This is a genomic window from Burkholderia anthina (assembly GCF_001547525.1).
GTDB lineage: Bacteria > Pseudomonadota > Gammaproteobacteria > Burkholderiales > Burkholderiaceae > Burkholderia > Burkholderia semiarida.
In genome coordinates, this window is sequence record NZ_CM003768.1 from 3072554 (window position 1) to 3097774 (window position 25221).

Below are 25221 nucleotides of genomic sequence, written 5' to 3' on the forward strand. Positions count from 1 at the left end.
GGGCGCCTGCGCGCGGCGATCGGGTCAGGACGGGTGCGCGGTCGTCGCGCCCGGCGCGGGCGTTTCCGCCTGCGGCGCCGGGCCCGCGGTGCGCGTGCCGGCGTCGGCCGGCCGTTCGATCAGCGGCGCGAGCGCCGGCGCCATCGACTTCAGCAGCTGCACGGCCATCGCGCTCGTGAAGTCGTAGCGCGCCGCGTATGGCTCGTGCGCGGTCGCCGTCAGCACGCCGAAGAACCGGTCGCCGATCGCGAACACGAAGGTGCCGCTGCGGTTGACCTTGCGCGATTCGATCAGCCGCGCGCCGCGCGCATACACGTTGAAGCGCTGGTCGCCCGTGCCCGTCTTGCCGTACACGTCGAGCGTCTTGCCGTCGGGCAGCGGGAGCCCGCCCGCGAGGCGGCGCGCGGTGCCGTTGAGCACGACGTCGCGCAGCAGCGTGTGCGCCACCTTGACGATCTCCGGCGGCAGTATCGGCTGAGGTTGCGCGGCCGCGCGCACGAAGCGCGTTTCGTACGGCGTGCCCTTCGCGAAATCGAGCCGCGTGATCGTCTCGGTCGGCGCCTTCTGGCCGCCGTTCGCGATCAGGCCGATCAGTTTCGCGAGCGCGTCGGGCTGGTCGCCCGATGCGCCGATCGCGGCCGCATACGACGGCGTCACCTCCGCGAACGGATAGCCGAGCGCGCGCCACGACTTCGTGATCTCCGCGTACGCGCGCAGCTCGACCATGCGGCGGATGCGCCGGTCCTGCGTCGCGTGGTAGCGGGTCTTGTACAGCCACGAATACGTGTAGAAACGCGCGTCGCGACTGTCGCGCTGAACGTCCGCGAGCGACGCGGCGGGATGCGCGCGCAGGTAGTTGAGCGTCCACAGCGCGAGCGGATGCACGCTCGCGATATAGCCGCGGTCGTTCAGGTTGAAGCGGTCGATCGCGTATTTCGCGTAGAGCGCGGCGAGATCGTCGTCGGACAGCGTCGCGGCCGGCGTGCCCTTCAGTTGCGCGCGCATCCGCGCGGCGAACCACGCGAGCGATTCGTTCGGCGCGACGCTGCGCAGCACCGTCGCGAGCTTCGGCGGCGACTTGCGTACGTCGCGCAGCATCAGCGCGAGCGCGTCGTCGGGCGCCTTGCCCGCATAGCGCGTGTAGTAGCGCTTCACGTAGACCTGGCTTTCTCCGTCGACGAACTGCTGCAGGTAGTGCTGGCGCTGGGCGGGATCGTTCAGCCACGACGACGAGGGTCCGGCCGCCTGCAGCGTCTCGTAGTGGACGATGTCGCGCATCAGCCGCACGAACACGAGGTTCACCGAGTGCTCGAACGCCGTGTGCAGCGTCATGATGCGGCCGTTGTCCGACTTCTCGAAGTTCGAGAACACCTGCGCGCCGCCGCCCGTGTAGAACACGTCCGGGCTCGCCGAGTACTTGCGCTCGACGGACGCATCGAGCATCGCCTGCAGCGAGCGGTCGCGCGTATGCGACAGATAGTCGAGCGCCCAGCGCGACAGCCCGTCGATCGGATCGGGCTTCACGCGCGCCAGCTCCGCGTTCGACAGGTTCGCGTAGCGCGCATGCAGGTCGGAGACGATCTGCAGGTACGTGATCAACGTGCGCAGCTTCGCGGTCGAACCGAGGTTGATGCGGCCGCCGCGATTCACGTCGAACGGCTGGTTCACGCTGTCGGTCTGCACGCGCAGCAGGTTCGCGCCGTTGCGATGCTCGTACAGCGTGAAGCTGTACGTCAGGTGCGACGGGTCGTCCTTCGGCGCGAGCATCTCGAAGCCGTACAGGCCGGCCGCCTGCGCGCCGTCGCGGGTCGACGCCTGCGCGAGCCGCTGGGCGACCGCCTGCTGCACGCCGTTGTCGAGCGTGCTGGTCGCTTCCAGGTCGAGCTGGTCGAGCTGGTACAGGTCGGTGATGCCGAGCGCCGACAGCAGCGACGCGCGCGCGGACGTGACGGCCTTGCGCGACACGAACGACTGCACGCGCGCGGCGGCGGGCGGCGCGCTGCGTTCGATCTGCGCCGCGAGCGCCGCATCGCGCAGCGCGGGCGAGATCACGCCGCCGTTCGACAGCAGCCGCAGGTAGCTGTCGGTCAGCTTCTGCAGCGCCGGATACCCGCGATTCAGGAAGTACGACGGCGCGCGCTGCGCGATCAGCAACGACAACACCTCGCGGAACGTCTTGCCCTGCTGGTCGACGTTGTCGCCGGTCGTCGGCGCGGACAGGATGCGGTTCACGTCGTTGAAGTCGCGGCCGTACCACGCGGCGAGACCGTCGCCGATACCGGTGATTTCGCCCACGTGCGGCCGGGCGGCGAGCGGCACCGAATTCAGGTAGCGCACGACGATCGAGCGGCGCGCGAGCATCGTCTGCGGGCCGTTCAGGTACGCGAGGATCGACGCGGACGCGATCTGCCGCAGTTTCTCCGGCGGCGTCGCGGTACGGCCGTCGGGCGAGTGGCGGAACTTCTCGATCTGCGTCGCGAGCGTGCTGCCGCCCGGGCGCGCCTGGTGGTGGTTGACGACGTGCAGCGCCTGGTCGGCGAGCGCGCGGCTGAAGCGGCCCCAGTCGATCGCCGGGTTGCGGTTCGGCTGGTTCGGGTCGAGCAGGTAACGATCCTCGATGAACATCAGCGAATCGACGACCATGCGCGGCACCGTGTCGAAATCGGCGTACACGCGCTGCGGGAACACGGTCGCGAACAGCGGCGAGCCGGTCGAGTCGAATAGCATCAGCCCGGTCTGGTCTTTCTCTTCGTAAGGCAGGAACAGGCCGTGATCGGCGAGCGCCAGCATCCGGTCGGAATCGCGCGCCTGCTTGCCGACGACGAAGCCGCGCGCGAGCAGCCGCTGCTGGAACGCGGGAATCATCGAATAGCCGAGGCGTTGATCGTACGGCCCGTTCGCGGGGAAACGGACGTGGTTGCTCGCGCCCGTTTCGACCGTGTAGCCGACGTCGCGGGTGAGCTCGGACAGATAGTGCGCCTGCAGGCGCGACGTCGCGACTTCGGTCATCACGAGCCTCACCACGATCGCGATCGCGATCACCAGCGCGGCCAGCAAGGACCACTTGATCCACGTCCAGACCGATGCAGCCCCGGTCACGCGCGGCAGGATGCGATTCAGCGGCCGATTCATGGCGGCGTCTCCCTGAAGGCGCGGGCTCCGGCCGCACCTCATTAAGGATTAGTGTAGTCCTCCGCAGCGGGCTGCCAAGGGTGGTTCACTACTGAGATGCAGCGGCGCAACACCCGTGCCCGCACCGGAATCGTGCGCCGCGGCGCCGGCCCCGCGCGCTGACGCGGCCTGGCGGCGTACGGTGGCCCGCATCCGCGTTCGGGGCGCCATCTGACACCGAAAAGATCGTGCGCGATCGCCTCATTCAACTGACGAAATGTTCGACGAGGTAATCGATGAAAAGGCGGGATTTGCGTGGAAAGTGCTTGCGGCTGGGGTACGCGATGTTCATCTGGAGCGCCTCGAGACGATAGTCGTCGAGCAGGGTCACCAATTGGCCGCCGTGAAGATCCGGTTCGGCGAGGAAGTCCGGCAGGACGGCAATGCCCATGCCGGCAAGCGCCCAGTTCCGGATGATCCCGAAATTGTTCGACGACGCCGCCTTGTTCGGGCGCACGGTGATACGCGTCTGGTCGTGGTCGAACGTCAGATAATCGCTCGCGAAGTCGGCATGGAACACCAGGCATGCATGGGTGGCGAGATCGTGCGGATGGGCGGGCGTGCCGTACCGGTCGACATATTGCGGCGACGCGCAGACGACGCGCTGGAATTGCGTGAGCGGGCGCTTCACCAGTGTGTTGCTGGCGATGTGCTGCGACAGCAGCAGCCCGATATCGAAGCCTTCCGACACGAGGTCGACATGGCGGTCGACGATCGTGACTTCCGGCACGATGTTCGGATGGCGCGCCTTGAACGCGTCGATCGCGGGCGCGAGCACGTGCATGCCGAACATGACCGGCGCGGCGATCTTCAGCGAACCGATCGGTTCCTGGTGCATCGACGCGATCATTTCCTCGACGCGGTCGATTTCCTCGATCACGTGACGCATCTGCGCCAGGTACAGATGGCCGGCGTCGGTCAGCGACAGGCTGCGGGTCGTGCGATTCAGCAGGCGCGCGCCGAGCCGGTTCTCGATGCTCATGATCATGCGGGTGGCCGACGAATTGGAGATGTTCAGTTCGGTCGCGGCGCGCACGAAACTTTGTAGTTCGGCGACCTTGACAAATAGTCGCATTGGAAGGAGTTCGTCCATTTTTTTTGCCGAGAATCAAAAATTGATTATTTAATTCTATCTTTCAATTCGTGTTCCGAGCATTGCGTGATGGAGGAAAAAGTATTATGAAGCTCCAGGTTGATCTGATGGCTGGGAAGCCCGGAAAATATAGGGTTCAGGCGTCTATGTAGAGCGGTTTTGCATCCGTTGCAGAATGATTTTTAAGACAGCTTTTAGTAATTGTACGAAAGTCCAGGCGATTAATTTTTTCACGTATTTGAGATATCGGGGGATTCGGATTTATTGAGATAGGGTGTTTTCCGGCGGTTTCGCGCCATCGTGTCGACGCACGACCGCGACGAAGCAGTGAATCGGGTCGTCGCATGCAATCGTGTCCGGCCCATCGCGGCGCGCGAGCATGCTGGCCGACACGGCGGAAATCGTTGTCCCGATATCGGTCCGGGCATGCTCGCGCATCCAGCCGGCCACCATGAGACGGTTCGGCATGCGGTGTAGGCGTACGGCCGGCGGGCGCCGACTCGGCAGGGGGGCGCGTTTGCCGCGAAACGGCCGCCGCGCGTCAGCGAAGGGCTGCCGGCCGCGCGGCTCGCCTGCGGGGGCCGCGAGCGGTGATATGCTCGCGGGACGCCCGCGACCGACGGGCGGTTTCACGATGCCCGTGCACGGCTGCGTTGCGCGGCGTTTCCGAGGGAAGAACCGACATCATGAGCCGCAAATTCATTCTGAAGGGCGACACGACCGATCACGGCGGCGTCGTGCTCGAAGGGATCGCCAATTCGTCGTTCGACGGGCGCGAACTCGCGTATCTCGGCGCATCCGTGTTCTGTGCGGCGTGCAAGTCGCCGGGCGTGATCGTGTCGGACGGCGGCGAGCGCACGATGACCGTGATGGGCAAGGTCGTCGCGCTCGAACACGACCTGTGCCAGTGCCAGTGCACGCCGCAGCCGAAACTGATCGCATCGCAGGCAACCGGGACGATCTCGGGCTGAGTCCCGCCGCCCGCAGGCGCTTGTCGTTCGCGCGGCATCGCGGCGCCGATACCGGCCGTCAGGCGCTGCCTTCGGTCTCGATCACGAGGATGCGCGCGGCGCCAAGCGGATGCGCAACATGTTCGGTGCCGACCGTCGCGTGGAAGACGTCGCCCGTTTCGAGCACCGTCGCGTGCTCGACGCCTGCTTCGCGGTAGCGCATCTCGACGCGGCCATCGAGCACCGCGAACACTTCCTCGCCGTCGTTCACGTGCCAGCGATACGGCTGGTCGGTCCAGTGCAGCCGGACCGTGATGCCGTTCAGGTTCGCGATGTCGAGGGCGCCCCACGCGCGGTCCGCCGTGAATGCGGCGCTTCGGATGATGTTCATCGATGTGTTCTCCGGCGCGTGTGTGCGCCGCTCTCCCGTGATTTTTCCGACATCCGCCTTCAGCGCGACGTGGCGCGCAGCGCCTGCTCGACGATCTGCTTGCGCTTCGCGAAGCCGGCCGCCGTACGTTCGGTGACGCGCGTCACGACCGTGGCCGGCGCGGTGTCGGGCGAGCCGGCGTCGAACGGCGGCGCGGGCGCATATTCGAGCTGAAGCTGGATCGCCTGCGCTTCTTCGTCGCCGACGAGCTCCGCGGCGATCGTCAGCGCGAAGTCGATGCCGGCCGTCACGCCGCCGCCCGTGACCAGGTTGCCGTCGCGCACGACGCGCTCGCGCACGGGTATCGCGCCCAGCGGTTCCAGCAGCGAGTGGAACCGCCAGTGCGTCGTCGCGCGTCGTCCGCGCAGCAAGCCGGCCACGCCGAGCAGCAGCGAGCCCGTGCAGACCGACGTCACGTAGCGCGCGGTGGCCGCACGCTGCTGCACGAACGCGATCGTTTCGGCATCGAGCAGCAATTCGTTGATGCCGATCCCGCCCGGGATGCAGATCACGTCGAGCGGCGGGCAGTCGTCGAACGTGCAGGTCGGCGCGAGCGCGAGGCCGCTGCTCGACGCGACCGCGTCGCGCGACTTCCAAACCAGATGGACGGCTGCGTCCGGCAGTGACGCGAGCACGTCGTGCGGGCCGGTGAGGTCGAGTTGCTGGACGCCCGGAAAGACGAGAAGGCCGATGTGAAGTGTCATGCGAAGGCTCCGGAGGGGAAGGGAACGTGCCGTTCGGCACGGGATGGACAGATCGATTCTAGGCGCGTAGTGTTTGGCGAAATCGCCATATCACCCACGTTTTCAGCCAATCGCCATGCCTGCCGCCGCCCCGCGTTCGATCCTGGTCTTCGCGTTTCCCCGTGCGCAGTTGCTCGATGTGACCGGGCCGCTGCAGGTGTTCGCGTCCGTCAACGAGCTCGCGCTGGAGCGCGGGCAGCCGGCGCCGTATGCGCCGTGCGTCGTGGCCGTCGAAGCCGGGCCTGTCGAGACGTCGTCGGGCCTCGTCGTGATGGCCGAGTCGCTGCGCACGGTCGCGCGCCACCCTGACACGCTGATCGTCGCCGGCGGCAAGGGCGTGCACGCGGCGTCGAAGGATGCGCAAGTGGTGCGCTGGGTGCGGCAGCAGGCCGGACGCGCGCGGCGCGTGGCGTCGGTCTGCACCGGCGCGTTCCTGCTCGCCGAGGCAGGGCTGCTGGACGGGCGGCGTGCGGTCACGCACTGGGCACGCTGCGACGAATTCGCGGCGCGCTACCCGAACGTGCGCGTCGAGCCGGACCCGATCTTCATCCGCGAAGGCGCGCTGTGGACGTCGGCCGGCGTGACGGCCGGCATCGATCTCGCGCTCGCGCTGGTCGAGGACGATCTCGGGCGGGCGACCGCGCTCGACGTCGCGCGCGAGCTCGTCGTGTTCCTGAAGCGTCCGGGCGGGCAGGCCCAATTCAGCACGATGCTGTCGATGCAGCGCACCGCCGACCGGTTCGGCGAGTTGCACGCGTGGATGGCCGAGCACCTGACGGCCGACCTGTCGGTGCCCGCGCTGGCCGAGCGCATGAGCATGAGCGAGCGCAGCTTCGTGCGTCACTATCGTGCGGAAACCGGCCGCACGCCCGCGCGCGCGGTCGAGCAGATCCGTGTCGAGGCCGCGCAACGCCTGCTCGGCGAAACGGCGTGGTCCGTCAAGCGGATCGCCGGGCGGTGCGGCTTCGGTTCCGAAGAGACGCTGCGGCGCAGTTTCGTGCGCGTGTTCGGCGTGTCGCCGCAGGGATATCGCGAGCGGTTCGTGCGGTAACGGTCGACCGATCATCGGGGCCGGACCGGATGGCGCCCGGAACTGAACGGAAACCGGTCGGTTTCCAGTCCGAAGTTTTGAAACTATTCAGGATCGGAGAACAATAGGCGGGGGCTTGTGCCGCGCCCGCCGCGCGCTCTATTCTGTTCCGTTGGCGATTCGAAAGGGGGGCAGCATGGACCGAATCCAGGCAATGGAAGTTTTTACCCGCGTGGTCGACGCGAACAGCTTCACGCGGGCGGCCGACACGCTCTCGATGCCGCGCGCGTCGGTGACGACCATCATCCAGAATCTCGAGGCGCTGCTCGGCGTGCGCCTGATGCACCGGACCACGCGCCGGCTGTCGCTGACGCCGGAGGGCGCCGCGTACTACGAGCATTGCATGAAGATCATCGCGGAGATCGCCGAGGCCGACGCGAGTTTCCAGGCGGGCAACCGCAAGCCGAGCGGCATGCTGCGCGTCCACATGCCCAGTTCGCTCGGGCGGCGTATCGTGCTGCCGTCGCTGTCGACCTTCCGGCAGCGCTATCCGGACATCACGCTCGAGCTGGGGCTGTCGGACCGCTACGTCGATCCGGTCGAGGAAGGCATCGACTGCATGATCCGGGTCGGGCCGCTCGAGGATTCGTCGATGGTCGCGCGGCGCATCGGGATGCTCAAGCGCGTGACGTGCGCGTCGCCCGATTACCTCGCGCGTCACGGCGAGCCGAACGAGATTGCCGATCTCGTCGAACATCAGGCGGTGAATTTTCGCGCGAGCCACGGCGCGCGGACGATTCCGTGGGTGTTCATGATCGACGGCAAGCCGTTCGAGGTGCGGATGAACGGCAGCGTCACGGTCAACGATTCGGATGCGTACGTCACGTGCGGGCTCGAAGGCTTCGGGATGATCCAGCCTACGTTGTTCATGGTGCTGCCGCACTTGCTCGACGGTTCGCTGGTCGAGGTGCTGCCGGACTGCAATCCGAAGCCGAAGCCGATCTCGATCGTCTATCCGCACAACCGGCATTTGTCGCAGAAGGTGCGCGTGTTCGCCGACTGGATCGCGGAGGTGTTCGAGGCGACGCCGGCGTTGGAGGGCGGGGAGAACTGGCGGGGGAAGGTGGGGGTGGAGGCGGCAGAGGCGCAGCGCGGAGCGGTGGTGGCGTAGTCGCGGCGCGCGGCCTGAAGGACGGGCAGCGCGCGGCATGGCGTGCGCTGGATGAAGCAATGAAAAAAGCCGCTGTTTCGAAAGAAACAGCGGCTTTTCGCATTTGGTGGCGAATCAGGGACTCGAACCCCGGACCTGCGGATTATGATTCCGTCGCTCTAACCGACTGAGCTAATTCGCCGAAGACTTGAATTATGTAGATCTACCGCTCGGCTGTCAACACCTTTTTCGATCTTTCCCGAAAAAGTTGCCGTGAGCCCTTACCGGCCTTCATCGCCGGCGGGAGCCGGTCACGGAAACGAGTGCATCCGCGCCGGCTATCTCCCGCTCCGCCCGCAGCCTCAATCCTGCGCGTAGATGTCCGAGTCCTTCGTCTCCTTGACGAACAGCAGGCCGATCACGAACGTGGCCAACGCGATCACGATCGGATACCAGAGCCCCGAGTAGATGTTGCCCTTCGCCGCGACGATCGCGAACGCGGTCGCCGGCAGGAAGCCGCCGAACCAGCCGTTGCCGATGTGATAGGGCAGCGACATCGACGTGTAGCGGATCCGCGTCGGGAACATCTCGACCAGCATCGCGGCGATCGGGCCGTAGACCATCGTCACGAAGATCACGAGGATCGTCAGGATCACGATCGTCATCGGCCAGTTGAGCTGCGCCGGGTCGGCCTTCGCCGGGTAGCCGGCTCCCTTCAGCGTCGACGCGAGCGTCTTGTCGAACGCCGCGCCCTGCGCCTTCGCGTCGGCCGCCTTGCCGTCGTAGGTCTGGATCACCGTGTCGCCGACCTTGATCTGGGCCAGCGCACCGGCCGGCGCCGCGACGTTCTCGTAGTTCAGGCCCGCCTTGGCGAGCGCGCTCTTCGCGATGTCGCACGAGCTGGTGAACTTCGACGTGCCCACCGGGTTGAACTGGAACGAGCAGGTGGCCGGATCGGCGACGACCGTGATCGGCGCCTTCTGCGTCGCGAGTTCGAGCTGCGGGTTCGCGTAGTGCGTGAGCGCCTTGAACAGCGGGAAGTAGGTCAGCGCGGCGATCAGGCAGCCCGCGAGGATGATCGGCTTGCGGCCGATCTTGTCCGACAGCGAACCGAAGAACAGGAAGAACGGCGTGCCGATCAGCAGCGCGATCGCGATCAGGATGTTCGCGCTGGCGCCGTCGACCTTCAGCGTCTGCGTGAGGAAGAACAGCGCGTAGAACTGGCCCGTGTACCACACGACGGCCTGGCCGGCCGTCAGGCCGATGAGCGCGAGGATCACGATCTTCAGGTTCTTCCACTGGCCGAACGCCTCGGTCAGCGGCGCCTTCGACGTCTTGCCTTCCGCCTTGATGCGCAGGAACACCGGCGATTCGTTCAACTGCAACCGGATCCACACCGACACCCCGAGCAGCAGGATCGACGCGACGAACGGCACGCGCCAGCCCCAGTTGCCGAACGCTTCCTCGCCGACGAACGTGCGTACGCCGAGGATCACGAGCAGCGACAGGAACAGGCCGAGCGTGGCCGTCGTCTGGATCCACGCGGTGTAGAAGCCGCGCCGGTTGGCCGGCGCATGCTCGGCGACGTAGGTCGCCGCGCCGCCGTACTCGCCGCCGAGCGCGAGGCCCTGCAGCAGCCGCATCGCGATGAAGATCACCGGCGCGGCGATGCCGATCGACGCGTAGCCGGGCAGGAAGCCGACCACGAACGTCGACACGCCCATGATCACGATCGTCACGAGGAACGTGTGCTTGCGGCCGACGAGGTCGCCGAGCCGGCCGAACACGATCGCGCCGAACGGCCGCACCGCGAAGCCGGCCGCGAAGCCGAGCAGCGTGAAGATGAACGCGGCGGTCGGATTGACGCCGGAGAAGAAGCTCTTGCTGATGTAGGCCGCGAGCGAGCCGGCCAGGTAAAAGTCGTACCACTCGAACACGGTGCCGAGCGACGACGCGAAGATCACCTTCTTCTCTTCGCCCGTCATCGGCGAGTGCGAAATTTGCCCGCCTAACGTTGCCATGAATCGTCTCCAAGTCCCTTGATATAGATGTGCGGCCGCCTTGGGAGGGGCGGGCCTGTCGACGATTATTGGCACGGAAACTTACGGCGTACTGACTCGCGCGTACAAAACGACTGCACGTTAACCCGTGGCGAACCGGCCGCTTCGCGTGTCGATCGTGATGCGAACGTCCGGTAAAACGCCGGTTTCGGCATATTCGCACCCAGCCGCGGCGGCGCGCGTCAGGGTTAATCCGGGGTGGTGTCGGTCAGCGGCAGGCTGATGCGCACCAGCGTGCCGGCGAGGCGCGGCGTGTGCTGGTAGACGTGATCGTCGAGCGTCAGCGTGCCGCCGTGCTGCGTGGCGATCTCGCGCACGATCGCGAGCCCGAGGCCGCTGCCGTCGCCTTCGCGGCCAAGGATCCGGTAGAAGCGCTCGACGACGCGCTCGCGTTCGCCGGCCGGGATGCCGGGGCCGGTATCCTCGACTTCGAGATGCACGAGCCGCCTCGTGCGCTCGGCGCGCACGCGCACGGTGATGCGGCCGCCTTCGGGCGTGTAGCGGATCGCGTTGTCGACGAGGTTGCCGAGCATCTCGCGCAGCATCACCGGATTGCCGTCGACGTCGAGCGGCGCGTCGTCGTCCGGGCCTTCGTAACCGAGATCCATGCGTTTCGCGAGCGCGGCCTGCACCCAGTCGCGCACGGTGCGCCGCGCGAGCGCGCCGATCTCGACCGGCTCGAACGTGAGTCCGCTCGCGCGGTTCTCGGCGCGCGCGAGCGCGAGCAGTTGCGTGACGAGCCGCGCGGCTTGCTCGGAGCTCGTCGCGATCTGCTCGAGCGAGCGCTGCACGTCGGGCGGCACCGGGTGGCGCAGCGCGAATTCGGCCTGCGTGCGCAGGCCCGCGAGCGGCGTCTTCATCTGGTGCGCGGCGTCGGCGATGAAGCGTTTCTGCAGCGCCATGTTCTGTTCGAGGCGCGCGAGCAGGTCGTTGAACGACGTGACGAGCGGCTCGATCTCGGGCGGCGCGCGCTGCGCCTCGACGGGCGACAGGTCGTCGGGCCGGCGCGCGCGGATGTGCGCCTGCAGCGCGTTGAGCGGCGCGAGCCCGCGCGACAGCCCGAACCAGACGAGCAGGATCGCGAGCGGCAGGATCACGAATTGCGGCAGGATCACGCCCTTGATGATGTCGTTCGCGAGCGCGTTGCGCTTGTCGAGCGTCTCGCCGACCTGCACGAGCACGGGCTGCGCGCCGCTCGCCTGCGGCAGCGCGACGGTCGTGTACGCGACGCGCACGTCGTTGCCGCGCAGCAGGTCGTCGCGGAACACGACGACGCCCGGCGGCGGGCGGTCCTCGTCGCGCGGCAGCGGCATGTCGGCTTCGCCCGCGACCAGCTCGCCGCGCGTGCCGAGCACCTGGAAGTAGACGCTGTCGATGTTGTCCGCGCGCAGGAAGTCGCGCGTCTGCTCCGGCAGCGTCAGCTCGGCGACGCCGTTGACCGGATGGATCTGCCGCGCGAGCACGTACGCGTTGGTCTCCAGCGCGCGGTCGAACGGGCTGTTCGCGATCGTCTTCGCGACGAGATAGGTGACGGCGATGCTCATCGGCCACAGCAGCAGCAGCGGTGCGAGCATCCAGTCGAGGATTTCGCCGAACAGCGAGCGCGGGCGCGGCGTTTCGGCCGATTCGGTTTCGTCGGGCGGCGCGAACGGGTTCTCGTAGCGCGCGTCGCGCGCCTCGTCGGCGGCCGACGACGGCGCGCCGGTCGGGTGACGGGAATGGGCCGGCGTGGCCATCGCGGCGCCGCCCGGCGTCAGCGCAGCGGCGTGCCGGCCGCCGCGGGCTGGGGCGCCGCCGGGTCGGCCGGCGTCGCGGGCGCGACCTTCTCGAGGCAATAGCCGAGGCCGCGCACGGTCGAGATCCGCACGCCGCTCGGTTCGATCTTCTTGCGCAGCCGGTGCACGTAGACTTCGATCGCGTTGTTGCTGACTTCCTCGCCCCATTCGCACAGGTGATCGACGAGCTGTTCCTTCGACACGAGGCGGCCGATCCGCTGCAGCAGCACCTCGAGCAGGCCGAGCTCGCGCGCCGAGAGATCGAGCACGTGATCGTTCGCATACGCGATGCGGCCGACCTGGTCGAACGCGAGCGAGCCGTGGCGCACGACGGTCGGCCCGCCGCCCGCGCCGCGCCGGGTCAGCGCGCGCACGCGCGCCTCGAGCTCGTTGAGCGCGAACGGCTTGGCCATGTAGTCGTCGGCGCCGAGGTCGAGCCCCTTCACGCGCTCGTCGACGCTGTCGGCGGCGGTCAGGATCAGCACGGGGAGATTGGAATTGCGGGCGCGCAGGCGCTTGAGCACATCGAGCCCGGACATTTTCGGCAGCCCGAGATCGAGGATCAGCAGGTCGAAAGTCTGCATCGACAGCGCGGTATCGGCGTCGACGCCGCTCTTCACGTGATCGACGGCATAGCCCGATTGGCGGAGTGACCGGGTGAGGCCGTCCGCGAGTATGCTGTCGTCTTCGGCGATGAGAATTCGCATGTTGCTGACCGATGGCCGGCGAGGCGTTCGTGCCGGCGCGGCTGTCTCCGAAGTTATCCGTGTACAACGCAGCCTGCATTGCGGGCTTGCATAAAACACTGTTTTTTTATACAGTGTCTGCATTCGTGGGCGGCGCTTGAAAGCGGGCGCGCCTTTAACAGACGCTGCTCATCATAGCAAAGGACGATTCATGGAAGATAGCAAGAAGGGCTCCGGGATGACCGCCGAGAAGAGCAAGGCGCTGGCGGCCGCACTCGCGCAGATCGAGAAGCAGTTCGGCAAAGGCTCGATCATGCGCATGGGCGACGGCGAAGCGGCCGAGGATATCCAGGTCGTCTCCACGGGCTCGCTGGGTCTCGATATCGCGCTGGGCGTCGGCGGCCTGCCGCGCGGCCGGGTGGTCGAGATCTACGGTCCGGAATCGTCCGGTAAAACCACGCTCACGCTGCAGGTCATCGCCGAGCTGCAGAAGCTGGGCGGCACCGCGGCGTTCATCGACGCCGAGCACGCGCTCGACGTCCAATATGCGGCGAAGCTCGGCGTGAACGTGCCGGAGCTGCTGATCTCGCAGCCGGACACCGGCGAGCAGGCGCTCGAGATCACCGACGCGCTGGTGCGCTCGGGCTCGATCGACATGATCGTCATCGACTCGGTCGCGGCGCTCGTGCCGAAGGCCGAAATCGAAGGCGAGATGGGCGATTCGCTGCCGGGTCTGCAGGCTCGCCTGATGTCGCAGGCGCTGCGCAAGCTGACCGGCACGATCAAGCGCACGAACTGCCTCGTGATCTTCATCAACCAGATCCGGATGAAGATCGGCGTGATGTTCGGCAACCCGGAAACCACGACGGGCGGCAACGCGCTGAAGTTCTACTCGTCGGTGCGTCTCGATATCCGCCGGATCGGCTCGATCAAGAAGAACGACGAGGTGATCGGCAACGAAACCCGCGTGAAGGTCGTCAAGAACAAGGTGTCGCCGCCGTTCCGTGAAGCGATCTTCGACATCCTGTACGGCGAAGGCATTTCGCGCCAGGGCGAGATCATCGATCTCGGCGTGCAGGCGAAGATCGTCGACAAGGCGGGCGCCTGGTACAGCTACAACGGCGAGAAGATCGGCCAGGGCAAGGACAACGCGCGTGAATTCCTGCGCGAAAATCCGGAAATCGCGCGCGAGATCGAGAACCGCATCCGCGAATCGCTCGGTGTCGTCGCGATGCCCGATGGCGTAGTCAACGAAGCCGAGGCGATGGACGAAGAAGAGTGATGGTTGCGCGCCGAGGTCAGGCTGGCGAGCCGGCGGAGCACGACACGCCCGAAACGGCGCGTCGCTCCGGGCGGCGAGTCGGATCCTCGGGCGCCGACCGGCGGGGCGCAGGCGGCAACGCCGCGAACCGCACCGCGACGAGGGCATCCGACGATGCCCTCGTTTCGTTTGAGATTGCCGCACCGGACGATCCGTTCGACGACGATGAGTCGTTCGACGCGCACGACCGCTCCCGCCGTCGCGTGTCCGGTGTCCGCTTCCCGGGCGATCGCGCCCCGGACGATCGCGTCCCGGACGATCGCGCAGCCGATGCGCCCGCGACGGAAGATGTCTATACGCGCAGCAGCCAGCATCCGCGCCGCATACGTCGCGCAGCCGGCGCATCTTCCGGCGGCGCTGCTTCGAGCGACGCGTCGGGCGTAGGCGAGCGCAAGCCGTCGAAACCGCCGCGGTCGTTGAAGGGCCGTGCGCTCGGCTATCTGTCAAGGCGCGAATACAGCCGCGCGGAGCTCGCGCGCAAGCTCGCCCCCTACGTCGGCGAAGACGAATCCGTCGAACCGGTGCTCGATGCGCTGGAACAGGAAGGCTGGCTGTCCGACGCGCGCTTCGCCGAGAGTCTCGTGCATCGCCGCGCGTCGCGCGTCGGCGTCGCGCGCATCGTCAGCGAACTGAAGCGCCATGCGGTCGGCGATAGCCTCGTCGAAGCGGTGAATGCCCAATTGCGCGAGACCGAGTTGACGCGCGCGCAGGCCGTGTGGCGCAAGAAATTCGGTGCGCTGCCGCAAACGCCCGCCGAGCGCGCGAAGCAGGCGCGCTTCCTTGCCGCGCGCGGCTTCTCGAGCGCGACCATCGTGAAGTTGCTGAAGGTCGGCGACGATTTCCCGCTCGACGACTGAGCCACTCGGTCGCGCGCGGGGCGCGCGATTTTGCTGCATCGCAACCGCTTCCGGACAGGCGGGAATACCCGCCGTCGAGGCCGGATGTCTCAAATACCCAATATGCTAAAATCCACGGGTTTTCCTCTTCGGCCTCAACCTCCAGCATGCCGCTATCCGAGCCCGTGCCCCGTCAGTTGCGACATCGACGCGCAATCCGAGCGGAAGCCTACGAGCGCGGCGACGGCTTGTGGGACATCGAAGCCTGCCTGACCGACCACAAGCCGCGCGATGTCGCGCTTGCGTCGGGCATCCGGCCCCAGGGCCTGCCGATCCACGAACTCTGGCTACGCGTGACCATCGATCGTGACCTCAATGTCGTCGACGCCGAAGCGTCTTCGGAATGGGTTCCCTATCCCGGTCACTGTCAATCCGCTTCTCCCGCCTATCGGGCCCTCATCGGGCTCAACCTCTTCCGCAATTTCCGCCGCAACGCGAACCGGCTGCTCGCCGGCGTCGCCGGCTGTTCCCATCTCACCGAACTGTGCGCCGTGCTGCCGACGGCCGCGATCCAGGCGTTCGCCGGTGATGTGTGGAACGTGCGCGAGGAGGGCGGCGAAGGGCCGGATCATGACGGCGCGCACGCCGAACCGCCTTTCCAGCTCGGCCGCTGCCGGGCGCTGCGATTCGACGGCGAGGTCGTACGGCAGTACTACCCGCGCTGGTACGGCCCGATTCGGCCGGATCTGCCCGGTGAAGGCAGCACGAAGGAATGAACGGAAATCATTCGAAGAAGCGTCTTAAGCGACTTTTCATCCAACTCTCAGACTGAAGGGAATCACGCATGAAGATTCACGAGTACCAGGGTAAGGAAATCCTGCGGAAATTCGGAGTCGCGGTACCGCGCGGCAAGCCGGCGTTCTCGGTTGACGAGGCCGTCAAGGTGGCGGAAGAGCTCGGCGGCCCGGTATGGGTCGTGAAGGCTCAGATTCACGCGGGCGGCCGTGGCAAGGGCGGCGGCGTGAAGGTGGCGAAGTCGATCGAACAGGTGCGCGAATACGCGAACCAGATCCTCGGCATGCAGCTCGTCACGCACCAGACGGGCCCGGAAGGCCAGAAGGTCAACCGTCTGATGATCGAGGAAGGCGCCGACATCAAGCAGGAACTGTATGTCAGCCTCGTCGTCGACCGCATCTCGCAGAAGATCGTGCTGATGGGTTCGAGCGAAGGCGGCATGGACATCGAGGAAGTCGCCGAAAAGCACCCGGAACTGATCCACAAGGTCATCGTCGAGCCGTCGACGGGCCTGCTGGACGCGCAGGCCGACGACCTCGCCGCGAAGATCGGCGTGCCGGCCGCGTCGATTCCGCAAGCGCGCGCGATCCTGCAAGGCCTGTACAAGGCATTCTGGGAAACCGACGCATCGCTGGCTGAAATCAACCCGCTGAACGTCTCCGGCGACGGCAAGGTCACCGCACTCGACGCGAAGTTCAACTTCGACTCGAACGCGCTGTTCCGTCACCCGGAAATCGTCGCGTACCGCGATCTGGACGAAGAAGATCCGGCTGAAATCGAAGCGTCGAAGTTCGACCTCGCGTACATCTCGCTCGACGGCAACATCGGCTGCCTCGTGAACGGCGCGGGCCTCGCGATGGCGACGATGGACACCATCAAGCTGTTCGGCGGCGAGCCGGCGAACTTCCTGGACGTCGGCGGTGGCGCGACCACCGAGAAGGTCACGGAAGCGTTCAAGCTGATGCTGAAGAACCCGGACCTGAAGGCAATCCTCGTGAACATCTTCGGCGGCATCATGCGCTGCGACGTGATCGCGGAAGGCGTGATCGCCGGTTCGAAGGCCGTGAACCTGAACGTGCCGCTCGTCGTGCGCATGAAGGGCACGAACGAGGACCTCGGCAAGAAGATGCTGGCCGATTCGGGCCTGCCGATCATCTCGGCCGACAGCATGGAAGAAGCCGCGCAGAAGGTCGTCGCGGCTGCCGCAGGCAAGTAAGCACGCGCTAATGAACACGTAGGGCGGCGCGGCTTGCACGCGACGCCCATCGAACAGAGGTCAAAATACATGTCGATTCTGATCAACAAGGACACGAAGGTCATCACGCAGGGCATTACCGGCAAGACCGGTCAGTTCCATACGCGCGCCTGCCGTGAATACGCAAACGGCCGCGAAGCATTCGTCGCGGGCGTGAACCCGAAGAAGGCCGGCGAAGATTTCGAAGGCATTCCGATCTACGCGAGCGTCAAGGAAGCGAAGGCGGAAACCGGCGCGACCGTGTCGGTCATCTACGTGCCGCCGGCAGGCGCGGCCGCTGCGATCTGGGAAGCGGTCGAAGCCGACCTCGATCTCGCGATCTGCATCACGGAAGGCATCCCCGTGCGCGACATGATCGAAGTGAAGGACCGCATGCGTCGCGAAGGCCGCAAGACGCTGCTGCTCGGGCCGAACTGCCCGGGCACGATCACGCCGGACGAGCTGAAGATCGGCATCATGCCGGGTCACATCCACCGCAAGGGCCGCATCGGCGTCGTGTCGCGTTCGGGCACGCTGACGTACGAAGCGGTCGCCCAGCTGACGGCACTCGGCCTCGGCCAGTCGTCGGCAGTCGGTATCGGCGGCGACCCGATCAACGGCCTGAAGCACATCGACGTGATGAAGATGTTCAACGACGATCCGGATACGGATGCGGTCGTGATGATCGGCGAAATCGGCGGTCCGGACGAAGCCAATGCCGCCGAGTGGATCAAGGACAACATGAAGAAGCCGGTCGTCGGCTTCATCGCGGGCGTCACGGCGCCTCCGGGCAAGCGCATGGGCCACGCCGGCGCGCTGATCTCGGGCGGTGCGGATACGGCCGAAGCGAAGCTGGAAATCATGGAAGCGTGCGGCATCACCGTCACGCGCAACCCGTCGGAAATGGGCCGTCTGCTGAAGAAGGCGCTGTAATTGTTTCCGTTGGGCTCGTCCTGCAGAAAACGCCGGCTTCGCCGGCGTTTTTTGTTATGCTCCCGCAATGAATTCGTAAGCACCGGGCATGCGTCATGCATGTGCCGGCGATGAACCGGGTCGCCCGCGAGGCGGCCGTTGTCCTTTCCTCACCTCCATGCTCGAATTCCTGACCTCGCTGCACTGGGGCGCCATTCTCCAGATCGTCATCATCGATATCCTGCTCGGCGGCGACAACGCGGTCGTGATCGCGCTTGCGTGCCGCAACCTGCCGGCGAACCAGCGGCTGCGCGGCGTCGTCTGGGGCACCGCGGGGGCGATCCTGCTGCGTGTCGCGCTGATCACGTTCGCGGTCGCGCTGCTCGACGTACCGTTCCTGAAATTCGGCGGCGGGCTGTTGCTGCTGTGGATCGGCATCAAACTGATGGCGCCGGCCGCCGACGCGCACGACAACATCAAACCGGCCGACCGGCTGTGGGATGCCGTGAAGACGATCGTGATCGCCGATGCGGTCATGAGCCTCGACAACGTGATCGCGATCGCCGGCGCGGCCGAGCAGGCCGACCCGTCGCACCGGCTCGCGCTCGTGATCTTCGGGCTCGTCGTCAGCGTGCCGATCATCGTGTGGGGCAGCACGCTGGTGCTGAAGCTGCTCGACCGTTTCCCGGTCGTCGTGGCGCTTGGCGCGGGGCTGCTCGGCTGGATCGCGGGCGGGCTGATCGTGAACGACCCGGTCGGCGACCGCTGGCCGGTGCTCGATTCGCCGTCGGTGGTCTATGGCGCGAGCATCGCCGGCGCGCTGTTCGTCGTGGCGATCGGTTACGCGCTCAGGAAGCGCCGCGGCGTGACGCACGCGCCCTGACTGGCCATCCGGCCGACTGTCGGCTTCGCGGCCCGCTGGCTACGATCGAGACGCCTGCCTGTATCGGCAGGCGTTTTTCGTTTCCGGAGCCTGTCATGTTCGAAGCTTTTTCCGTTTCCCTGTTTCGTCGCGTTGCCGCCGACCTGCGGCGCGCGAACCGGCCGTCGCCGCGCTGGCGGCCGGCCGGCTTCACGCTGATCGAACTGATGATCGTGCTGGCGATCGTCGGCGTCGTCGCCGCCTATGCAATTCCCGCGTACCAGGATTACCTCGCGCGGTCGCGCGTCGGCGAGGGCCTTGCGCTCGCGTCGTCGGCGCGGCTCGCGGTCGCCGACAACGCGGCGAGCGGCGCGAGCCTCGACGGCGGCTACAGCCCGCCTGCCGCGACCCGCAACGTCGAATCGGTTGCGATCGACGGCGCCACCGGCCAGATCACGGTCGCGTTTACCCCCCGCGTCGCCGCGGCCGGCGCGAATACGCTGGTGCTCGTGCCGTCGGCGCCGGACAAGGCCGATGCGCCCACCGCGCGCGTACCGCTCAAAAAGGGGGCGATACAGGCGGGCGCGATCGCGTGGGAATGTTTCGCCGCCGGCAAGGACGCATCGTCGCTGCCCGCGCCGGGAGCGGGGCCGTTGCCGGGTAACGCCGCGACGCTGCCCGCGAAATATGCGCCCGCGGAGTGCCGTGCGTAGCGCCGCCGCCGGTATGGAAGGGCGGCGGCCCGTGCGCAAAGCCGGCCGCCGCGTGTCCGATGCGGCGGCGGACGCGCCGCGGTTCATCGCGCGTGCGCCGCACAGAGCGGGGAAAGTTTTGTATAGTGCGCCGGTTGCTGACACCCGGTTCGCTCATGCCTTCTACTTTTTCCCGTTCGTTGTCGCTCGTTGCGCTGGCTGTCGCCCTGATCGTGCCGTATGCGATCACGAATCACACGTATCCGATCCCGACCTTCTATTCCGAGTTTTCCGCGCTCGTGCTGTATCTGCTGCTGGGCGTATCGGTCGTGCTGCTCGCGCGCACGGGCCGGCCGGTCAAGCCGTTCGCCGCGCCGGCTGCGTTCGTCGTGCCGATTGGTTTCGCGGTGGTGCTGATCGCGCAACTGGCGCTGATCCCGCTCAAGGTGCCGTCGATGAACTGGCTGGCGCTCGGTTATCTGGCCGCCGCGCTCGTCGCGATGCAGGCCGGCTACGCGCTCGCGTGCGACGGGATCGCGGAAACCGTGTCGCGGATGATGGCCGGTGCGCTGCTCGTCGGCGGCGTGTTCGCGGTCGGCACGCAGATCGTGCAGTTGTTCCACCTCGAGTCGGCCGTCTCGCCGTTCGTCGTGGTGTACAACATCGCGGTCGACCGCCGTCCGTACGGCAACATGGCGCAGGCGAACCATCTGGCCAGCTATATCGCGTTCGCGATGGCCGGCGCGCTGTATCTGGTGCAGACGCGCCGGCTCGCGGTGTGGGCATGGCTCGCGCTGTCGATCGTGCTGTCGGCCGGCCTCGCGCTGACGGTGTCGCGCGGGCCATGGCTGCAGGTCGCGGTGATGGTCGTCGCGGGGTTCTGGATGGCGTGGGTCGAATCGCGCCGCACGCAGGGCAATGCGCGTGCGTGGCTGATCCCGGTCGTGCTCGCCGTCGCATTCATCGCGGTCAACGTCGCGGTGCGCTGGGCCAACGTGCACTACCACCTGAATCTCGCGGAGTCGGCAGCCGACCGGATGCGCGACGCCGGGCAGATCGCGCCGCGCCTCGCGCTGTGGAAGTACGGGCTCGCGATGTTCCGCGAGCATCCGCTGCTCGGGGTCGGCTGGGGCGAATTCCCGTCGCACCAGTTTGCGCTCGCGCGCACGCTCGGCGGCGTCGAGATCGCGAACAACTCGCACGACATCTTCATCGATCTGCTCGCGAAGTCTGGTCTGGTCGGCCTCGGCGTGCTCGCCGTCACGCTCGTCGCGTGGTTCGTGCGCGCGGTGCGGGCGCCGCAGTCGAGCATGCGCGTGTTCGGTTTCGCGCTGATCGGCATCCTGCTGATGCACGCGCTGGTCGAGTATCCGCAGCAATACATGTTCTTCCTGCTGCCGGCGATGTTCGTGATCGGGCTGCTCGACGTGAAGCCGCTGCGCATCCTGCCGGGGGGCGCGGCATTCGGGCTGTTCGCGCTGCTGTCGTTCGGCGGCGTGCTGGCGGCCGTGCCGGTGCTGCGTGACTACCAGCGCGCGGAAGTGCTCTATTACGGCAGCAGCCCGGCCGCGCAGTATCGCGATGCGCCGTCGCGGCTGTTCGGCGCGTGGGGCGATTACGGTGCGGCGACGCTGCTCACCATTTCGTCGGAGAACCTGCCGTTCAAGCTCGCCGCGCACGAGCGCGCGATCGCGCTGCTGCCGGGCGAGACGGTACTGCGCCGCTACGCGGTGCTGCAGGCGCTGGCCGGCCGCGAAGCCGACGCGCTCGATACCGTCGCGCGCCTGCATGTGTTTGCAAAGGAATTGAAGGACTGGCCGCAACAGTTGGCCGCGTTGTACAAGCTGTGCGATGACGAGCCGGCGCTGAAGACGTTCCGGGCCGCGCTGGCCGCGAAGTACGGGGAGGCGCCGGCCGACGCGGGCGACGACTCGGACGACGAAGATTCGGATTGACGCGCTGCGCGTGCCGGCACGGGGAATGCCGGCGTCTATCGGTTGCGATGAAGGCGGAGCGACGTCGGGCCCCGCGGCCCGGTGCACGCGCAACGCGCCACGCTGGTCGGGTATCGATTACATCGCGGATGGCGTGGAGTCCGCTCGAATGGGCGGCGATTCGCGTCAACCATTGTCAAATCGCCGCCGTTGACCGGGTGGCGCGTGCACAATGCGCGAAAGCGCTCGCATGAATGCGGCGCGGGGCTAACCGGTGCGAGCGTAGAAAACGCCCGCGGCTATCCGGGACATTCCACCGAACAGGATCGCGGTCGAGCGTCGCTCGGCCGTGCGGCCGTAACGGGGCGCCGGTCCGATGGCTGCGGCGCGGTGCGACACACGCGGCGCGGCCGGGGAAGGCTTCCGTCGCGCGGCGCGCGTGCCCAGACCAGTACTCAACAACGATATTCGACCATGGCTATCCGCTCGACCTACCTGACCCTGCCCGCCGTCGCGATGCTGTTTTCCGGCTGCGCGATGCTGACGTCGTCGCAGGAAAGCAAGCTGACCTGCCACATTCCGCGCGCGGTCTATCCGGATACCGCGAAGCCGCTCACGCGCCAGGCGACCGTGCTGGTGCGCGCATTGATGACGACGTCCGGCGAAGCGCAGAACGTGACCGTGACGACGAGCAGCCGCAACGCGGCGGCCGATCGCGCGGCCGTCGAGGCGATGACGCACGCGAGTTGCACGCAGACGGGCGCGACGGCGAATCCGTTCCTGCTCACGCAACCGTTCGTGTTCGAGCCGTCACGTGGCCAGTGAGGCGGGGCACCGTGGCAGACGGCGCGCGCTCAGAAGGTTCGCTTCTTGAGCGTATGGCCGTGCAGCCAGTACAGCGTGTTGGTCTGCGCGTCGAAGTAGGCGCCATGTGCGGTCTTGTCGATCGTTTTATTCCAGGACTTGCCGGCGTCGGTGCTGCTGAACGTCAGGTCGATCGGGGCGCCGCCGCCGGTACCGCCGCTTCCGGAGTTCGGATCGGTTGCGTAAACGAGCAGGAGGCCGTCGCGACCGACGCTCATACCGTTGAGCGTGAGCTTCTCGTCGAACGTGCGCAGTTGCTGCACGGCCTCGGGATGGTCGGTCGTCCACGTGGAAATGGCGCCCGTCCGGCGGCCATTGTCGTGAGCCTCTCCGTTTTGCGACTTGTCGAGACGCGACAGTATGTACACCGAATAACGTGATCCCGATTCCGGTGTGGTCGGCGTGGTGTCGAGCGCAGTGATGACCTGGCCTGGCAGCACGGTATCCGTCACGAATGCGTGCCGCCCCCAGTCGAGCCGGGCGACCACGCTGTGAGCCGGTGCGTCGGCAGTCTGTGCGACAGCGTAGGCGATCCGCAGAACCCCGTCCGGGCCGAGGCTGATTTCATTGAAATCCTGGCGCGTTTCGCTTCCGACGTGTGCATCGGCCGGCACGTCGACCGCTTGCCACGTGTTTCCGCCGTCCGAAGTCCGCCATATGCGGGGGCCCCAGCCGGCCGCGTAGCCGCGCTGCGGATCGAGAAAGAGCAGGCGGCCGATGTTCTGGCTGGCGGGCCATCGAAGTTGCGACCAGGTCTGGCCGCCATCGGTCGATTTCCACAGCTTGGTGGTTTGTGGCGCGTCGCCGCCTTGCGCCTCGGGAGCCTTGTAGTTCATCCATGACGTGCTGATGAACTGAACGATCCAGTCTGGCGAGTACCACCAGGCGGCATTCTGGCCGACCTTTTGGAATTGGCGTTTCATCCCGCCGTCGATTGTGCCGCGGAAGAAGCTGATCGTCATGCGGTTCAGCAACTCGCCGGTGTCGTTCATCCATGCTTCGGTCGGCTCGGGCCGCTGCGGCTCGTTCGATTCGGGCCGAGGCTTGAACGTTACTACGGGATTGGCGAGCTTGACGCTCATCACGTCATTGCCCTTGATGCGGAAACTGTTGCCGCCGTATGGCGTGTCGTCCCGCATGAAGTGTGTCGAAATCGTCTCCCGATCCGTCGTGAGGCGGATATAACTGAATGTCGCCACGGCCAGGACGGCGAGGCTGACGACGAACCCTATCCGGCGAGTATGTGTTTGCATCTCATTGGATAGGCGGTTACCCCGAGACATGACCGACTCGGCAGGACCGGTATCTGACGGCTCGGGCGGGCGTCGCGTCGCGTCGCGATCGTGCGGCCGGGCCCCGCATTGCTCGGTCATTTCGGATCGGCCGCAGGCTGCGGAGCCGACGCCCGAATCGCGACGGGAGCCCCGCGGTCATCGCATCGGAACGGTCAGAACTGCCGCTTCTTGAGCGTATAGGCGACCAGTGAATACAGCGTGTTCGTTTGGGCATCGAAATATCCGCCCTGAGTCAGTTTCTCCCTGCTCGAGCTCCAGGTCTTTCCCGCGTCGCTGCTGACGAACGTGAGATCGAGCGGTGTGCCGTTGCGGCTGGAGTCGGTTGCGTAGACGAGCAGCAATCCGTCCCGGCCGACGCTGAGGCTATCGAGCGTCAGTCTGTCGTCGAACGTATGCAACTGCTGAACCTGCTCGGGTGCACTGTTCGTCCAGGTAGAAATGACGCCGACGCGTTGTCCTTTGTCGGCGGGATCGCCGGAATTGCGCGGTTCACCGAGGCGCGACAGCGCGTAAAGCGCATAGCGATTCGACGCGGTTGGAGACGAGGACAGGTTGACGACCACCTGTTCGGGCAAAACGGCATCCAGCGCGAACTCGGATTGTTCCCAGCCGAGCCGATAGACAACGCTTCCGGCGGAAGCTTGCTCGGTTTTCCCGACGTGGTATGCCACGCGCAAGGTACCGTCCGGGCCAAGGTCGATGCCGTCAAAGGTGCGGCGGGGTTTGCCGGATTCCGCGGCACCCGGTGGCAGTGCGATTTCCCGCCACGACTGACCACCGTCGGACGTGCGCCACACGTGCGGGCCCCAACCGATCGCATAACCGCGCCGCGGATCAAGAAACAGCAGGCGGCCGATGTTCCGGTCTTCGGGCCACGCGAGCTGCACCCAGTCGCGTCCGCCGTTGGACGACTTCCAGAGCTTGGTCACTTGCGGCGTCAGTCCATCGGCAGGCTGAGGCGACTTGTAGTCCATCCAGCCGGTGCTGATGAATTCGACCGTCCAGTCCTTGGCGTGCCACCACGCGGCGGTCTGGCCCACCTGCTTGAAATGGCGCGTCATGTCGCCGTTTACCGGGCCGCGCCAGAATTCGACCGACGTCCGGTTCAGCGTTTCGCGACTGTCGTTCATCCAGGCTTCGGCCGGCTCCGCTTTTTCCTTGTCCCTCCATTCCGCGTAAGGCTTGAACGTGATTTCAGGATCGCTGATCTTCAGCGTGATCGCCTCGTTTCCCGATATCACGAAGTCGCCGCCGCCGTATGGCTTGCTGTTCTTCATGAAAGTGTTGGAAACGACCTGCCAGTCATTCGACATATATGAGAACCCGACAATCAAGACAGTGAGCACGACTGCCGCAACCAGCGACAGCTTCACGGATTTTTTCGTCAT

22 protein-coding genes and 1 tRNA gene are annotated in these 25221 nt (G+C 66.4%); 12 read left to right on the forward strand and 11 right to left on the reverse strand.

The window, feature by feature from the left end:
* Positions 1-24 precede the first annotated feature (24 nt).
* From WS64_RS14025 to WS64_RS14035, 3 genes are all read right to left on the reverse strand, one after another.
* The gene (locus WS64_RS14025) at positions 25-3132 is read right to left on the reverse strand and encodes a transglycosylase domain-containing protein (RefSeq protein WP_060966696.1); all 3108 of its coding nucleotides are present in this window, start codon (positions 3130-3132) and stop codon (positions 25-27) included.
* A gap of 244 nt (positions 3133-3376) precedes the next feature.
* Positions 3377-4264, reverse strand: coding sequence for a LysR family transcriptional regulator (locus tag WS64_RS14030; protein ID WP_059643025.1), 888 nt, complete (start codon positions 4262-4264; stop codon positions 3377-3379).
* Between the two features lie 261 nt (positions 4265-4525).
* The gene (locus WS64_RS14035; protein ID WP_060966697.1) at positions 4526-4717 is read right to left on the reverse strand and encodes a hypothetical protein; all 192 of its coding nucleotides are present in this window, start codon (positions 4715-4717) and stop codon (positions 4526-4528) included.
* A gap of 233 nt (positions 4718-4950) precedes the next feature.
* Here WS64_RS14035 and WS64_RS14040 point away from each other — a divergent pair, with 233 nt between their 5' ends.
* The gene (locus WS64_RS14040; RefSeq protein WP_059578632.1) at positions 4951-5235 is read left to right on the forward strand and encodes a PAAR domain-containing protein; all 285 of its coding nucleotides are present in this window, start codon (positions 4951-4953) and stop codon (positions 5233-5235) included.
* A 58-nt stretch (positions 5236-5293) separates the two neighbouring features.
* Here the strand turns inward: WS64_RS14040 and WS64_RS14045 are convergent, their stop codons facing one another.
* Positions 5294-5605, reverse strand: a complete 312-nt coding sequence (locus WS64_RS14045) for a cupin domain-containing protein (protein ID WP_059578629.1) — start codon at positions 5603-5605, stop codon at positions 5294-5296.
* Between the two features lie 59 nt (positions 5606-5664).
* Positions 5665-6348 (reverse strand): DJ-1/PfpI family protein, encoded by a 684-nt coding sequence (locus WS64_RS14050; RefSeq protein ID WP_060966698.1) that lies wholly within the window; start codon positions 6346-6348, stop codon positions 5665-5667.
* A 115-nt stretch (positions 6349-6463) separates the two neighbouring features.
* Here WS64_RS14050 and WS64_RS14055 point away from each other — a divergent pair, with 115 nt between their 5' ends.
* Together WS64_RS14055 and WS64_RS14060 are read left to right on the forward strand one after the other, a co-directional pair.
* Positions 6464-7438 (forward strand): GlxA family transcriptional regulator, encoded by a 975-nt coding sequence (locus WS64_RS14055; protein WP_060966699.1) that lies wholly within the window; start codon positions 6464-6466, stop codon positions 7436-7438.
* Positions 7439-7613: 175 nt separating this feature from the next.
* Positions 7614-8588, forward strand: a complete 975-nt coding sequence (locus WS64_RS14060) for a LysR family transcriptional regulator (protein ID WP_059578621.1) — start codon at positions 7614-7616, stop codon at positions 8586-8588.
* A 104-nt stretch (positions 8589-8692) separates the two neighbouring features.
* Here the strand turns inward: WS64_RS14060 and WS64_RS14065 are convergent.
* From WS64_RS14065 to WS64_RS14080, 4 genes are all read right to left on the reverse strand, one after another.
* Positions 8693-8769 (reverse strand) — tRNA-Met (locus WS64_RS14065).
* Positions 8770-8929: 160 nt separating this feature from the next.
* Positions 8930-10588, reverse strand: coding sequence for an MFS transporter (locus WS64_RS14070; RefSeq protein ID WP_059643034.1), 1659 nt, complete (start codon positions 10586-10588; stop codon positions 8930-8932).
* Positions 10589-10815: 227 nt separating this feature from the next.
* Positions 10816-12363: a sensor histidine kinase gene (locus WS64_RS14075; protein ID WP_059578611.1), complete on the reverse strand. Its 1548-nt coding sequence runs from the start codon at positions 12361-12363 to the stop codon at positions 10816-10818.
* Between the two features lie 17 nt (positions 12364-12380).
* Positions 12381-13109, reverse strand: a complete 729-nt coding sequence (locus WS64_RS14080; RefSeq protein ID WP_059578609.1) for a response regulator transcription factor — start codon at positions 13107-13109, stop codon at positions 12381-12383.
* 190 nt (positions 13110-13299) lie between these two features.
* On the opposite strand from WS64_RS14080, the gene recA reads away from it, so the two are divergent.
* The 9 genes from recA (at position 13300) to WS64_RS14125 (ending at position 22499) form a co-directional block, all read left to right on the forward strand.
* The gene (recA, locus tag WS64_RS14085) at positions 13300-14370 is read left to right on the forward strand and encodes a recombinase RecA (RefSeq protein WP_059578606.1); all 1071 of its coding nucleotides are present in this window, start codon (positions 13300-13302) and stop codon (positions 14368-14370) included.
* Positions 14370-15266: a recombination regulator RecX gene (gene recX / locus WS64_RS14090; protein ID WP_060966700.1), complete on the forward strand. Its 897-nt coding sequence runs from the start codon at positions 14370-14372 to the stop codon at positions 15264-15266. The genes recA and recX overlap by 1 nt, the downstream gene beginning before the upstream one ends.
* 146 nt (positions 15267-15412) lie before the next feature.
* Positions 15413-16021 (forward strand): DUF2889 domain-containing protein, encoded by a 609-nt coding sequence (locus WS64_RS14095; protein WP_060315087.1) that lies wholly within the window; start codon positions 15413-15415, stop codon positions 16019-16021.
* A gap of 68 nt (positions 16022-16089) precedes the next feature.
* Entirely contained in the window at positions 16090-17256 is a 1167-nt protein-coding gene (gene sucC / locus WS64_RS14100) for an ADP-forming succinate--CoA ligase subunit beta (protein WP_006477915.1), read from the forward strand.
* 69 nt (positions 17257-17325) lie between these two features.
* Positions 17326-18207, forward strand: coding sequence for a succinate--CoA ligase subunit alpha (gene sucD, locus WS64_RS14105; protein WP_006477916.1), 882 nt, complete (start codon positions 17326-17328; stop codon positions 18205-18207).
* Between the two features lie 157 nt (positions 18208-18364).
* Positions 18365-19069, forward strand: a complete 705-nt coding sequence (locus WS64_RS14110) for a TerC family protein (protein WP_059578598.1) — start codon at positions 18365-18367, stop codon at positions 19067-19069.
* Positions 19070-19164: 95 nt separating this feature from the next.
* Positions 19165-19761, forward strand: a complete 597-nt coding sequence (locus tag WS64_RS14115; protein WP_059643043.1) for a pilin — start codon at positions 19165-19167, stop codon at positions 19759-19761.
* A 155-nt stretch (positions 19762-19916) separates the two neighbouring features.
* The gene (locus WS64_RS14120) at positions 19917-21695 is read left to right on the forward strand and encodes a PglL family O-oligosaccharyltransferase (protein WP_060966701.1); all 1779 of its coding nucleotides are present in this window, start codon (positions 19917-19919) and stop codon (positions 21693-21695) included.
* A gap of 453 nt (positions 21696-22148) precedes the next feature.
* Positions 22149-22499, forward strand: a complete 351-nt coding sequence (locus WS64_RS14125) for a TonB family protein (RefSeq protein ID WP_060966702.1) — start codon at positions 22149-22151, stop codon at positions 22497-22499.
* 29 nt (positions 22500-22528) lie between these two features.
* On the opposite strand, the gene WS64_RS14130 is transcribed toward WS64_RS14125, so the two are convergent.
* A complete protein-coding gene (locus WS64_RS14130; protein ID WP_060966703.1) occupies positions 22529-23677 on the reverse strand; it encodes a beta propeller repeat protein in 1149 nt (382 codons plus the stop codon).
* Between the two features lie 308 nt (positions 23678-23985).
* On the reverse strand, positions 23986-25221 hold the full coding sequence (locus tag WS64_RS14135; RefSeq protein ID WP_244166554.1) for a WD40/YVTN/BNR-like repeat-containing protein: 1236 nt from the start codon (positions 25219-25221) through the stop codon (positions 23986-23988).